This window comes from Halorubrum sp. Atlit-28R, from assembly GCF_003665955.1.
Classification (GTDB): Archaea; Halobacteriota; Halobacteria; order Halobacteriales; family Haloferacaceae; genus Halorubrum; species Halorubrum tropicale.
The window spans coordinates 43167-56175 of record NZ_QPLS01000012.1 but is presented as its reverse complement, the minus strand read 5'-3'; the positions used below and the strand labels follow the sequence as shown (position 1 = coordinate 56175).

The window sequence follows — 13009 nt, the reverse complement described above, 5'->3', positions numbered from 1 at the left end:
CGCAGCTATCTCTCGCCGAGACGCGTTCCATCGACGTAGAGTTTCTCCGCCGCTGGCCGCCCCTCGTCGTAGCCTTCGTGGTATTCGAACAGCTGAAAGAGCGCGCCGGTCGGGTTCGACGGCGGCACGAACGCCTCCGTCCAGTCGTCGTACTCCCGGTACTCGACGACGTCGAGTCCAGCGGCCTCGATTGCCGTGGCGACGGCGTCGATGTCGGCCACCTCCAGCGTGACGTGGTGCAGTCCGGGGCCGTGCTCGTCGAGGTAGTCGGTCAGGAAGGTGTCCTCGGCCTCCGGCGCGATGAGTTCCAGCCGCGAGGCATTCCGGCCGAAGTCGTAATGGGCCCACCGGAACCGCCCCTCGACCGATTCTTCGATGAGCTTCCGACAGCCGAAGGCAAAGAGGACGCTCTCGGCGTCGGAAATAGAGTCGACGGCAATACCGGTGTGGTCGACGCGAATCGGCGTCTCGTGTGTCATCGCCGTCCGATTGCGCACCCGGACATCTATACTCTTTGCCCGGACCGCCGACGGCCTGTCCGCTCCGCCAGCGTGGAGTATACTCTAATGCTGAAGCGGGGATTAATATTATAGTGTCTTGCATATACTGGCTAGCTGTAGCATACCATGAGCAACACTATCACAGCACACGACTTCGTCGTTGTCGGCGCTGGCTCCGCTGGCTGTGCGCTCGCCCACCGTCTGACCGAGGATAGTGACAGAGATGTCCTGTTGCTTGAAGCTGGCCAGCCCGACGACAAAGAGGAGATTCACACACCGCCGCTTTTCCCGGAACTGTACCGGACAGCAGTCGACTGGGACTACTACACCGAGCCACAACCGGAACTGCACGACCGGAAGCTGTACCACCCGCGCGGGAAGACACTCGGCGGGTCGAGTTCACTCAACGCGATGATTTACATCCGGGGGCATCCCTGGGACTACGACCACTGGGCCGACCTCGGGAACGACGGCTGGAGCTACGAGGCGATGCTCGACCACTTCAAACGCGCCGAGCACTTCGAACCGGGGGATGGCGACTTCCACGGCGAGGGCGGCCCGTTGAACGTGACCACCCTCGAAGACACCCACCCGGTCTCGGAGGCACTGGTCGAGGGAATGGCGGAGGCTGGCATCGAACACAACCCCGATTTCAACGGCGAACGACTGGCTGGCAGCGGCTTCTACCACGTCACACAGCGGGATGGCAAGCGCTGCAGCAGCGCCGCCGCCTACATCAAACCGGCGCTCGACCGGTCGAGCCTCACCGTCGAAACCGGGGCACAGGTCACCGACATCACGTTCGACGGCGACCGCGCGACCGGTGTCCGCTACGAACAGGACGGGACGGAACACACGGCCGAGGCGGGCTCGGAAATCGTCCTCTCGGCCGGTGCAATCAACTCCCCGCAACTGCTCTTGCTCTCGGGAATCGGGCCGGCAGCCCACCTCGAAGAACACGGCATCGATGTTCGGGTCGACCTCCCCGGTGTCGGCAAGAACCTGCAGGACCACCTCAAAGTGGGTGTCGTCTACGAGCAGACCGGCGGCCCGGAAGCGCCAGCCCCGAGTTCGAACGTCGTCGAATCGGGCTGTTTCGTCCACCTCGACGAGGACGAGCCAGCGCCGGACCTGCAGTTCCACAACGCGCCGGTGTACCTGCTCGAACACGGACTGACGCCGCCGGATGACGACCGGAGCTTCTTCACCATCATTCCCACTCAGATTCGCCCCGACAGCACCGGCGAGGTCCGGCTGGCGTCGGACGACCCCTATCACTCGCCCGTCATCGACCCGAACTACCTCGGCGCCGACGGGGACATCGACCCGCTGGTCGAGGGCATCAAACTCGCACGCGACGTCGCCGATACCGACCCGGTCGACGAGTTCTGTGGCGCGGAGGTCCACCCCGGCCCCGAGGTCACGAGCGAGTCGGGACTCCGCGAGTTCGTCCGCGAACACGCCTCGACGGTGTACCACCCCGTCGGGACCTGCAGGATGGGCGACGACGACATGGCCGTCGTCGACGACGAACTGCGGGTCCACGGCGTCGAGGGGCTCCGCGTCGCCGACGCGTCAATCATGCCCGATATCGTGGGTGGCAACACGAACGCCCCCTCCATCGCCATCGGCGAGAAAGCGTCGGCTCTCCTGACCGAGTAGCACTGCTTCGTTTTCGACAGGTCGTCGGGGCCGGTAAGTCAGCTCCCTGCCGCGGTTTCGAGCGCCGCCCCGAGCGCGACCAGCGTCGCCTCGTCGCGCCGGGCGCCGACGAACTCCAGGCCGACCGGCTCGCCGTCGGCGGTCTCTATCGGGACCGACAGCGCCGGGTGGCCGGTGAGGTTGAACGGGACGGTGTTGGCGACGGTCCGGGCGAAGTCCTCGTCGCTCGTTATCTCGCCGAATTCGGGGGCGGTCATCGGCGTCGTCGGCGCGACCAGCGCGTCGTAGCTGCCCAGCGCCTCGTCGACGACGGCGGTGAACTCCGCCCCGAGGGTCTGCGCGGCGACGTAGTGGTCGAGCCCGTCCTCGGCGAGCGCGCCGTTGGTCAGTATCTGCTCGCGGACGTTCGCCCCGAGGTCCGGCGACCGGACCGCCTCCCGGACGGCGGTGCGCCACGGTTCGCTGTGGCCGGTACCGGTCCCGACCAGCTGGCCGTCGGCGAGCGCGAGCGCGGCGAACTCCGCGCCCGCGACGACCAGTCCCGCGAGCGTGGCCGTCTCGAACTGCGGCAGGGAAACCGACTCGGCGCTCACACCTTGTCCGCCCAGCGCGTCGACGGCGTCCTCGACTGCCGACGCGACCGCCTCGTCGGACCCCGCCATCGCGGGCTCGATGACCCCGACGCTGAGGCCGTCGACCGACTCCTCGAGCCCGTCGGCCGCGGCTGGCGGCGCCGGGCCGCCCATCGAGGAGGGGTCGCGCGGATGCGGACCGGCGATGGTGTCGTGGACGCGGGCGGCCGTTTCCACGTCCGCGGCCAGCGGACCGACGCAGTCCAGCGACGGGGCGAGGTCGGCAAAGCCAAACCGCGGGACGAGCCGGTGGGTCGGCTTGAGGCCGACGACGCCACAGAACGACGCGGGGATGCGGACGCTGCCGCCGGTGTCGCTGCCAAGCGCCGCGTCCAGCAGCCCGGCAGCGACGGCTGCCCCGCTCCCGCTGGAGGAGCCGCCAGGGACCACGCCCTCGGCTCCGGGATTCTCGATGGGGTCGAACGCACACGTCTCCCCGGTCGTGAAGTAGGCGAACTCGTCCATGTTCGTCGTCGCGGTCACGTCGCCCCCGGCCTCGTGAAGTCGGTCGACGACCGTCGCGTGGTACTCCGGGGTGAACTCGAGGGCCGCCGAGCCACAGTGCATCGGCACGCCCGCGACGGCGAGGTTGTCTTTTACGCCGAGTTCGAGGTCCGCGAGCGGCCCGTCGGTCTCGGGCAGGTCGAAGCGGTACCTGACGGCGTTGTGCCCGTCGGTCCCCGCCTCGACGTCCGTCGCCGCCGTCGCCGTCGGGGTTTCGGCGGGGAGACTGTCGTACTGCGCATCCATGCCCCGTGCCGCCTCGGCGTACTGGGCTCGCTCCTCCTCCGTCAGGTCCAGCCCGAGCCGGTCCGCGACCGTCCGTACGTGGGTGTCGTCGACCATGCGTCTGTGGCGTGGGACCATACCCACTAAGCTGTGGCGCGCAAATCCGGAGTTTAATTAGGGGCCTCCGTGCACAGAGAGGTGATGTACGAGCGTGACTTCATGGAAGGCACGCGTGGCACCATGGCCGTCGATTGGGAGGAGCGAATCGACATCCAGCGGATGCGACGCGAGCGCAAGAAGAAAGCACTGGAGCGACTGCAGGAGTCGGAACTCGGGTCGATGCTGCTCATCAACGACCCGAACGTCCGCTACGTGACCGGCCTCGCGATGACCGGCGGCAGCGGCGCCGACCACTACACCCTCCTCACGGAAGACGGTGACATCGTCCACTGGGACACGGCCGACCACGCCTCGAACCAGAAGTTCAAGTGCCCCTGGCTGGACGACATCCGGTACGCCTGTCCCGGCCTCGGGAACGTCCCGCGGGCCTCGACGAGCGCCTCCGCGCGGGACTGGCTCAAGGATAAGATGGCCGAAACCGTCTACACCGCCATGGAGGAGTACGGCGTCGACCGCGAGCCGATGGGTATCGACGTGGGCAACGGCGCGCTCATCGAGAAGTTCGAGGACCGCGGCGTCGACGTCGACACGTCGGCCGCGACGGAGATCATGCTCGACGCGCGCAAGGTGAAGACGCGTGACGAAATCGAGTGTCTCCGGCAGGTCGCGGCCATCTGTGAAGCCGGTTTCCAGAAGATTACCGAGACGGCAAAGCCGGGCATGCGCGAATCGGAAGTCTGGGGCGAGGCCGTGGGCGAACTCTGGCGTCACGGCGCGATGGCCCAGGGCGGCTACGTCACCTCCGGCCCGAACACGTGGCCGAAGCACCAGGCCAACACCACCGACCGGGCGATTCGTCCGAACGACCTCGTGTACGCGGACTTCTACAACATCGGCTATCTGGGCTACCGCTCGTGTTACTACCGCACCTTCAGCCTGGGTGAGCCGACCCAGACCCAGAAGGACGCTTACGAGAAGGCTCGCGACGACCTCTACGACGTGCTTGAACGAATCGAACCGGGCGCGACCACCGACGAGATCTGCAAGGGCTTCCCGGACGAAGAGGGCGAACATATGGACTGGTACGGCGCTGACAACTTCTGGCAGATGACCACCAACCACTGGGCGCATGGCTTGGGCCTCCAGCTCTACGAGACGCCGCTCATCTGGCGCGGTATCTCACCGGACCACCCCATCGAAATTGAAGAGGGTATGACGATGGCCGTCGAGACCATGCAGCCCACCGAACGCCAAGGTGTTCGCGTCGAGGAAATGGTCGTTGTCCGCGAGAACGGAGTTGAGATCCTCAGCGAGTGGCCCGTCGAAGAGATTACTCGCATCGACCACTGACGCAGCCAGGCTAGTCGCTACCAGCCGTCGATTCCCTGAACAACACGATCTTCGCCACCCACACTTCCAAGACCGCTGCGGGTGAGTCCGACTCGCCAACGACAGCACGGATGACACCGCTCCCGGCAGATGTCGTATTCCCTCTGACCGCTTTGAGGACCACCGATCTGTTCACGAGTGACATCCTCAACCGGCTGAAGATGGAAGCGTATCTTGTGTAACTGATGGCCGTGTAAATGAGGCCCTCGCTACGCCCGGTAGTGAAACCATGCCGCACAGACGCGGGCGACTGGGTCGCTCGCGACGGCGAGGCCGAAGGCAACCCGCTATCCGATGAGGCCATCGGTTCGGCTACCTGCCACTGTTTCGCCCTTCCTGAAGACTCCTAAGACGAGTCCCATCACGCTAGGAGAACAGCCGCGCCGAGGCAGCTCATCCCGTTTATTTTTCCTGTTGTAGTCCGGAACGCGTCGCCGTACGGTTGGTATTGGTTCGCAGCAATGTTTATTCGTCCGGCTGAGAGTTAGACGAGGTGAACATGGATGTCGAAACGTTCTTCGAGAACATGCCGTTTGCAAAGTTACTCGGTCTAGAGCTGACTGCCATCAACGACGGACATGCCGAAGGCAGCATCGAGATGCGCGAGGAACTCTCTTGGAACGAAGACAAAGTCATGGCGCACGGTGGCGTCACGTTCACCCTCGCAGATACTGTCGGCGGGGCTGCGCTCGTCTCGAAAGTTGATCAGCCGGTGCCGACCATTGATATGCGTATCGACTATCTTGAAGCTGGCACCGGAGACCTCCGCGCTGAGGCAGACGTCCGCCGACTTGGCGGCGATGTCGGCGTCGTTGACGTGGAAGTGTACTCGGCTGACGGCGTACAGGTCGCTGATGCTCGCGGCGTCTATAAGACTGAATGATCGGTCGCGACGGGCTGTGACTCGAAGTAATCAGGGACGAGCGTCTATTTTCCGGCAGCGGAATGCGTGCGTCGTCACAACTAAGTAAGTGACAAGCACCCACTATTTCCCTATACAGTCGGAATTATTACATATTGCGGCGACCATCGAACCCGAGGCGGAGAGTAGCGACGCGGTAAATCTCTACGCGTTCTGGAAATGGGTGTTCACGACGCTTGTCCAGTGGGATCCCGGGCCAATGTCTGTCATCGACCACGAAAGCAGGATACCGACCTAGAAGGGCGACATAGTCGACCTACTACACTACAATGAATACGAAGTCGTCGGACGGAACGGCTATGAGGTCTTCAAGACCGGTGGTAAGACCAGACCCTGGCCGGAACCGTTCTCCAAGAGAGGAAGCCAATCGCCAAGGCCGATATATTGACGGCGACCGACGCCGACCTGCTCCACTCGCTGGCGTTGGCAGTTCCGACCCGGGACAGACAGAGCGACGTGGTCGCCGTCGTTGAGGGCATCCCCGCGGTGACCAGCCTCATCGACAAGGCGGTCGAGCGGATGGACCGGCTCAGCGACGACATAAACTATGTGACGACACACAGTGAGAAACAAGCCCGGCCCGCCCGCAAAATGTTCGATATGGCCGAAGGCTCGAGGCCAATATCGACGCGGCCTGATCGCGATTTCGACCAGCTCAACCGTGTGTCAGTCGCACTGTCGCTCCGGTTTTCTCATTAGAATCATATTAAGATTATGCCAAAAATTTATGATGTATCTACGAACAATGCGAGTGCATGTCAAACAATGCCCAGCGCAGTTGGCAAAACGTATCACGACGTGACGTTCTGAAAGCGGGCACAGCGGTCGCCGGTGCAGCGGGTATCGGTGCCGTCTCACAGACAGAACTCGCGTACGCACAGACCGACGGCGAAGAGGCCACAGTCACGATTAAACGCGACGAGTACGGCGTCCCGCACATCTACGCGCGGGAGGCCGACAGCCGCGCTCCCGTGTTCTACGGCTATGGCTACGCGACGGCCGAAGACCGGCTTTACCAGTTGGAACTGTACAAGCGCTACTACCACGGCACCGTCGCCGCAGCCATTGGCGCGGGCGAGGGCGACAACGACTGGGTCTCCTTCGACAAGGCGGCCCGTCGCAACACGGCTGGGGAGCCGTCGCTGGACGCGCAGGCACAGGACCAGCTGAAAGCCGACCAGCGGGAGGTTTTGCAGGCCTTTACAAACGGAATCAACCGCTACATCCGGGAAGTCCAGGATAGCAACGAAATGGAGTTCCACCAAGCGTTCCAAGAAAACGGCTTCGAGCCCGAAGAGTTCTCAACGGAAGACGCCGCCGGGATGTTCGTTGGGAGCATGGCCTTTTTTAGCGGGTTCCAGTTGGAGACGCTGAACGCGACGGTCGTCGACATCCTCACCGGTCAGACCGGCGACGAGCAGCGCGCGATGGAACTCTTAGAGGACCTCAACTGGGGTGACGACCCTGGCGCACCGACGTCGACTGTCCAGTCGGACGCGGGTTATACGCCACCGTACACCGAAGTTGGGCGCAACAACCCGATGTCGTCGGGAACGTCGACCACGAGCACGCCCAGCAGCTCCGCCGACGTCTCCCGCGGTGCGACCGGCGAGCGCGTCGAGGCAAGCAACCGCATCACCGGTGGGGACTTCTCCATCCCCGACGATCCACAGGCCGTCCACGAGTCCGAGATGAAGCGGGTCCGGACGCTCGCGACCGGCCTGAACGAACTCGGCCTTCCTATCAAGTACGGCTCGAACGCGCTGGCGGTCCAGGGCGACATCACCAATAGCGGATCGTCGATACTCATGGGCGGCCCACAGATGGGCTTCAACACGCCTTCTATCATGTACGAGGCGGGGCTTCATGGCCCGGAATTCGATATCGCAGGCATCACCGTCACCGGCTACCCGTTCATCATGTTCGGGCGCAACCGCAACGGTGCGTTCACCTCGACGGCGGGCATCGACAACTGCCTCCAGATGTTCAACGAGTCAATTACCGTCAACGAGGACAGCCCGGACACCTACACTTTCCAAGGCGAGGAGTACGAGGTCAAGACCAAGGAGGAGACCATCGAAGTTACAGACGGCGAGGACGTGACATACACCGACCGCTTCACCCGCCACGGCGTCATCACGACGTGGGACCCCGAGAACGAGCAGGCCATCGCCCAGACCAAATCCTACGGGGGGCGACACATGAACTGCTGGCGGGCGTATTACGAACAGCAGTTCGCCGAGGATGCAGAGGAGTTTGTGGAAGTGTCACAGCGGTGTGACTACGCCCTGAACTTCATGTGGGCGGACAACAACGGTGATATTGCGTACGTCCATCTCGGTCGGTACCCCGACGCCGAATCCGTCGAGTTCGACACCCGCCTCCCGGCTGACGGGACCCAGTACGAACTAACCAAGGACGACTACCTCCGAGCCGCCAACGGAGAGGTGCCCGCGGCGGTCAACCCCGACCCGGGCTACTCTGCACAGTGGAACAACAAGCCCGCGCCGGAGTGGAATAACGGCGACCTCAGCTACTCGTGGTCGACCGACCACCGTGTCCAGCGCATCATCAACATGGTCGAGCACCGCCTGTCGAACACCGGCAGCGTCGGTTACGAGTTCCTCAAAGACATTGTCTACGACATCTCCTTTACCGACCTCCGCGCTATCCGGTACAAACAACACCTGATGGACGCCCTGGATGGGGCAGACCTCACCGACACCGAGCAGGCCGCGATGGCCGAACTGGAGTCCTGGGATCACTTCGCACAAGCCGACGGCGACCATCACGAGGGTCAGTACCCCGCTGGCTACACCATCTGGAACGAGACATTCCCGCATATCCTGCAGGAAGTCTTCGCCGAGACCTTCGGCGACGCCTACGGTCCGGCGTTGTACTTCCTGAACTACGACTACGGCCGCGGGACGCTGATGCGCGTGCTCAACCCCGACGAGACAGCGCTTGACACCGCCGTCGACTACGTCGGTGACAGCCCCGACGACGAACTCGTCTCAGCGTTCAAAGCCGCCGTCTCGTCGCTGAGCGGTAAGTACGACGGCGACCCATCGAGTTGGCGCGGCGACGCCTCGCTTCATACATTCAACAACCTCGCGCTGTTCGGGATGCCCATCGGCGTCACCTCCGCGGGCAGCACCGCGCGAATGGACCGCGGGACCGAGAACCACTTTGTCCGTATGAGCGACGACCCGACCGCCGAGAACATCCTCCCGCCGGGTAACGACGGCTACGTCGCACCGGACGGGTCGACCGGCCCCCACTACGACGACCAACTCTCCATGTTCGAGAGCTTCAAGTACAAAGATCTGCTCTTTGGCGACGATGAGGTCGACGCCACTACCGAGTCGACACAGGAAATAGCCCGACAGACCGACACGGTGACACCGGACGACAACACTACCACACCCGACAACAGCACGGCAACACCGGACGGGTCGACGCCGGACTCCTCAACGCCCGCTTCCGAAGACGACGCGACTACCACCACCGGCGATAGCGTCCCGGGGTTCACCGTACTGAGCGGCGCGGCGGCCGTATTCGGGTCGGCACTCGTCTGGCTCCACAAAAGCGGCGGCGAGGAGTAAGCTACTTTCCGAGCATCCCGTCTATTTCGTCGTCTCCGAGCAGGTCAACCAGCGACTCCTCACCGTCTTGGTAGGACTGCCACTCACACTCGGACAGTTGGTCGCGGATTTCCGCCTCGCTGAGCTTTGATTCGAGCATTTTATCCACATCGTCGGGGTCGTAGCCTGGAACTGGCATAATATAACATACCACATAATCGGCATTATAATTGCGGGTTGAAATGTCAGGGACTATTTACTCCTGGGTCTGAGAGTACTCCGCAACCCACTCTTTAAGCGTGATTCCCATCTCAGACTGGGTAATCGCGTTCGATGAGGCGGAGTTTGCGCTCTTGATGAGTTCGGCTTCCATCGTCCTCGTGGGAACTTCGCCAATAAAATGAGGGATGGCACGCTGGACGGCCAGCGGACAGCCCACTTCATGTGCAAGGGCATAGCCAGACAGCGAGTGAGGCACTTCTTGGGTGGCATACTCGGGATCTGGCTCGATGAGTTTTTCATTATCAACAAAATCGACGTACTCGTAGCACTTTCCCACGTCGTGAAGAAGCGATGCCGCGACGATGACGTCCATGTCTGGGTCTGCGCCGTGAAACTCGCGCTGTTCGGCGGCGGTTTCACGAGCGATCCGGGTGACACCACGGACGTGTTCGACGTTGGTTACATCGTGGATGTTCCAAGCGTAGGGGATGTCGTCGATGTCTCGCCAGCCGCCACGACTGAGTCCGAGCGTCCATGCCTCAACAACCTTCTCACGCAAGTCGTCGCTCTCGATGTTGTCGAGTTCCGGGAAGGATTCACGAACTTGGGTATTGTACTCCAACATGGTTCACTCTTGGCGCGTGACGACCCGCTCTTGCCCGATGAACCGCGGACGCTCGTTGATGGCGAGGAAGTTATCGACGTCCTCGCGGGCTTCCTTTGCCTTGCCGCCGGGGGCGTCATAGTCCCGGGACCCTTCGCTTCCAAGCGCACGGTGCAGCTTATCAAGATCCTCGAAGTAGAGCTCTGCGACGCCGTCGAACTCAGCGTTCTCGGGATCACTCGGGATCACTTGACTGTACCTGACGACGCCCTCGATCTCGCTGGCGATAGGCGTGTGAGTGTTCTGCCAGTGGTCGATGAACTCCGCGTGTGTCATGCCATCCTGGCGGACAAGGAATGCAGAGTGCTTGTAGAGGCCGTCTGTGTCGCCGTCAACCTCGTCTTTGACGACCCGTTCCTCTCCGATGATACGCGGACGCTCGTCGATCGCGAGGAAGTTATCTACGTCCTCGCGGGCCTCGGCTGCGATCTCTTTTGTCGGGTTGTAGTCGCGCGAACCGGAACTACCGAGTGCTTCGTGAAGGTCGTCAAGCGTCTCGAAGTACAGTTCTGCGAGCCCGTCGAACTCGGCGTTCGCGGCATCTGTTGGCAGGACTTGTTGGTACCGAACGACGCCTTCGATGTTTCTCGCGATGGGCCTATGGTTCGTCTGCCAGTAGTGGACGAACTCCTCGTGAGACAGCCCATCCCGTCTGACTAGTAGAGCTACGTGCTTGTACATCCAGTGAGGATCCCTCGGCATGAAGAATAAAACTTCAGGTTGGGTGGACCGGACTGAATCTCAACGTAGGCGAACAGTGTCTGCCAGGCCGCAAGCGGGCAGACCGCCCAGTGAGAGAGTGACCTCACCGATCCGCGGATCGCCGACAGCGACGCGCTGCTTGCGTTCGTTATCTCCGGATACCGACCAACGAGGCACTCAACGAGGGTGACTGTGATGGCTATCAGCGTCGTGAATACGAGTACGGAGACGGTCCCGAGGAGGCGTCGCCTATGGCACCGCAGCGTGGGTTCGGTTCGCCCGGCATCGTCACACGCCGGACGACGGTCGTTACGATCAGCGCGACCACCGGCGTGACGGACGCCGGCTCGGCGATGGCGACGCCAGCTCCAACATCTCGTCGGGACAGACTCAAACAGTCATTCGTGTCCTAATCGAAACTGCTCACTCGTGATCGACTCGCGCGCTGCATTCAGCACGGTTCCGAGCGCGTCTCACCGATCGAGAGTTTCACCAGAGCTAAAATTCGCCGGGCGAAATAGTCACTAGGAGACCGCCACCGATAATTTGAGACCGAGAATTAGATGACATTCAAGCGAGTCGGACTGCCTGTTCCACAGAAGGTTTTAATAGGAGTTGGATGCCAGTCCTTGGTGTGACTATGAAGCACACACATGACAAGACAAGTGATGCTGCACCGAGTACTAGCTCGCGTCGGAGATTCATGGCAACCGCCGGGGCAGCCGGTGCGCTTGGACTCGCCGGCTGTAGTGGTGGTTCAACTGGCGGAACGAGTACAATAACCGTCGGCAGCGTGAACCCGATGAGCGGTCCGTACAGTTCCCTGGGACCGAACCAGCGCCGGGGCGCCGAGCTGGCCGTCAGCCAGATCAATGCCAACAGCGACTACGACTTCGAATTCGAACTTGTGACTGGCGATAGCGAGACCGAAGCGAGGGCGGCACAAGACGAAGTGCAGCGCCTCGTCCAGCAGGAAGGGGCCGATTTCATAGTCGGTGCGATTTCGAGCTCAGTCGCGCTGGGAATCAACGAGATCGCGAACTCCTCGGAGTTCGTTTACTTCTCGGGCGGAGCCGCAGTCCCCATCACCGGGTCCGCGTGTAACCCCTGGGTTTTCCGGTTCGAGACCAACACCGCAATGATCGCCGAGGCTATTTCGGCCTACAGCGTCAACGAACTCGGGACAAACGTCTGGTTCCACTACGCCGACTACGCGTACGGGCAGTCGGTCTATCAGCGTGTTAGCCAGCGGATGGCCAACGCGAATGGGGAGTACAACGAAACTGGTGTCTCGACCTCGCAACTCGGCGCGTCGAATTACGGCTCGTACGTCAGCCAGATCAGTAACTCTGATGCCGATATCGTCGTCTTAGGAATGACCGGCGGTGACCTCGTGAGTTTCACTAATCAGGCTGCGGACCAGGGTCTGACAGACGACAAGATTGTCATTGGGCCGACCCAAACGTTCCAGAGCGTGCTTGCCGGAACCGGGATGAACAGTATTGGCACCTACGGTGGCGTCCGATACTTGCCGACGCTGGATACCGGTGACAACCAGCAGTTCGTTGACGCCTACGAAAGCGAGTACGACGGCTCGCCGGGCAACTTCTCCCGCGTCGGGTACGACTCGCTGCGTCTGATAGCAAAAGGGATGAACGAAGCGGGCAGTACGGAAGTCGACGACGTACGTGATACGCTCGAGGGCGGTACCTACGAGACGGTCCTCGGAGATATCACGCTCCGGGAAGAAGACCGTCAGGCGACCAACCCGACATGGATGGGCGAAATTATCGACGATGGTGGAACTCCCGCCGTGGATCTTATTAACGAAGTGCCCGCAGGTGAGACAATCCCGCCAGCAAGTGAGCTCGGCTGTAACTAAC

11 protein-coding genes are annotated in these 13009 nt (G+C 62.1%); 6 read left to right on the top strand and 5 right to left on the bottom strand.

All coding sequences use genetic code 11. From position 1 onward, the window contains the following. Positions 1–5: 5 nt before the first annotated feature. The gene (locus DVK06_RS14975; protein ID WP_121600879.1) at positions 6–479 is read right to left on the bottom strand and encodes a VOC family protein; all 474 of its coding nucleotides are present in this window, start codon (positions 477–479) and stop codon (positions 6–8) included. A 147-nt stretch (positions 480–626) separates the two neighbouring features. Between DVK06_RS14975 and DVK06_RS14970 the strand changes: the two genes are divergently transcribed. Then, positions 627–2162, top strand: coding sequence for a GMC family oxidoreductase (locus DVK06_RS14970; protein WP_121600878.1), 1536 nt, complete (start codon positions 627–629; stop codon positions 2160–2162). Between the two features lie 38 nt (positions 2163–2200). Here DVK06_RS14970 and DVK06_RS14965 read toward each other — a convergent pair whose 3' ends face one another. Continuing rightward, complete coding sequence (locus DVK06_RS14965) at positions 2201–3640, bottom strand: amidase (RefSeq protein ID WP_158600095.1); 1440 nt, start codon at positions 3638–3640, stop codon at positions 2201–2203. Positions 3641–3724: 84 nt separating this feature from the next. Here DVK06_RS14965 and DVK06_RS14960 point away from each other — a divergent pair, with 84 nt between their 5' ends. The 4 genes from DVK06_RS14960 (at position 3725) to DVK06_RS14945 (ending at position 9559) form a co-directional block, all read left to right on the top strand. Next, positions 3725–4993 carry a Xaa-Pro peptidase family protein gene (locus DVK06_RS14960; protein WP_121600876.1) on the top strand — a complete coding sequence of 423 codons (1269 nt, stop codon included), beginning with the start codon at positions 3725–3727 and terminating at the stop codon, positions 4991–4993. A gap of 538 nt (positions 4994–5531) precedes the next feature. Next, positions 5532–5915: a PaaI family thioesterase gene (locus DVK06_RS14955; RefSeq protein ID WP_094520169.1), complete on the top strand. Its 384-nt coding sequence runs from the start codon at positions 5532–5534 to the stop codon at positions 5913–5915. 423 nt (positions 5916–6338) lie between these two features. After that, positions 6339–6653, top strand: coding sequence for a hypothetical protein (locus DVK06_RS14950; RefSeq protein WP_121600875.1), 315 nt, complete (start codon positions 6339–6341; stop codon positions 6651–6653). A gap of 56 nt (positions 6654–6709) precedes the next feature. Next, entirely contained in the window at positions 6710–9559 is a 2850-nt protein-coding gene (locus DVK06_RS14945; RefSeq protein WP_121600874.1) for a penicillin acylase family protein, read from the top strand. 1 nt (position 9560) lies between these two features. On the opposite strand, the gene DVK06_RS19060 is transcribed toward DVK06_RS14945, so the two are convergent. The 3 genes from DVK06_RS19060 to DVK06_RS14935 are packed head-to-tail and all read right to left on the bottom strand — an operon-like array spanning position 9561 to position 11105. After that, positions 9561–9737: a hypothetical protein gene (locus tag DVK06_RS19060; RefSeq protein ID WP_199718714.1), complete on the bottom strand. Its 177-nt coding sequence runs from the start codon at positions 9735–9737 to the stop codon at positions 9561–9563. 57 nt (positions 9738–9794) lie between these two features. Further along, on the bottom strand, positions 9795–10385 hold the full coding sequence (locus tag DVK06_RS14940) for an HD domain-containing protein (RefSeq protein WP_121600873.1): 591 nt from the start codon (positions 10383–10385) through the stop codon (positions 9795–9797). A 3-nt stretch (positions 10386–10388) separates the two neighbouring features. Beyond that, positions 10389–11105 (bottom strand): EthD family reductase, encoded by a 717-nt coding sequence (locus DVK06_RS14935; protein WP_094520145.1) that lies wholly within the window; start codon positions 11103–11105, stop codon positions 10389–10391. A gap of 724 nt (positions 11106–11829) precedes the next feature. On the opposite strand from DVK06_RS14935, the gene DVK06_RS14930 reads away from it, so the two are divergent. Next, complete coding sequence (locus DVK06_RS14930; RefSeq protein WP_199718712.1) at positions 11830–13008, top strand: ABC transporter substrate-binding protein; 1179 nt, start codon at positions 11830–11832, stop codon at positions 13006–13008. Position 13009 lies beyond the last annotated feature (1 nt).

What these genes read in the sequence shown, in the direction of transcription:
- DVK06_RS19060 (WP_199718714.1), bottom strand. Translation starts at nt 9,737, where the DNA reads ATGCCAGTTCCAGGCTACGACCCCGACGATGTGGATAAAATGCTCGAA.
- DVK06_RS14955 (WP_094520169.1), top strand. Translation starts at nt 5,532, where the DNA reads ATGGATGTCGAAACGTTCTTCGAGAACATGCCGTTTGCAAAGTTACTC.
- DVK06_RS14945 (WP_121600874.1), top strand. Translation starts at nt 6,710, where the DNA reads ATGTCAAACAATGCCCAGCGCAGTTGGCAAAACGTATCACGACGTGAC.
- DVK06_RS14965 (WP_158600095.1), bottom strand. Translation starts at nt 3,640, where the DNA reads ATGGTCGACGACACCCACGTACGGACGGTCGCGGACCGGCTCGGGCTG.
- DVK06_RS14940 (WP_121600873.1), bottom strand. Translation starts at nt 10,385, where the DNA reads ATGTTGGAGTACAATACCCAAGTTCGTGAATCCTTCCCGGAACTCGAC.
- DVK06_RS14930 (WP_199718712.1), top strand. Translation starts at nt 11,830, where the DNA reads ATGGCAACCGCCGGGGCAGCCGGTGCGCTTGGACTCGCCGGCTGTAGT.
- DVK06_RS14935 (WP_094520145.1), bottom strand. Translation starts at nt 11,105, where the DNA reads ATGTACAAGCACGTAGCTCTACTAGTCAGACGGGATGGGCTGTCTCAC.
- DVK06_RS14970 (WP_121600878.1), top strand. Translation starts at nt 627, where the DNA reads ATGAGCAACACTATCACAGCACACGACTTCGTCGTTGTCGGCGCTGGC.
- DVK06_RS14960 (WP_121600876.1), top strand. Translation starts at nt 3,725, where the DNA reads ATGTACGAGCGTGACTTCATGGAAGGCACGCGTGGCACCATGGCCGTC.
- DVK06_RS14975 (WP_121600879.1), bottom strand. Translation starts at nt 479, where the DNA reads ATGACACACGAGACGCCGATTCGCGTCGACCACACCGGTATTGCCGTC.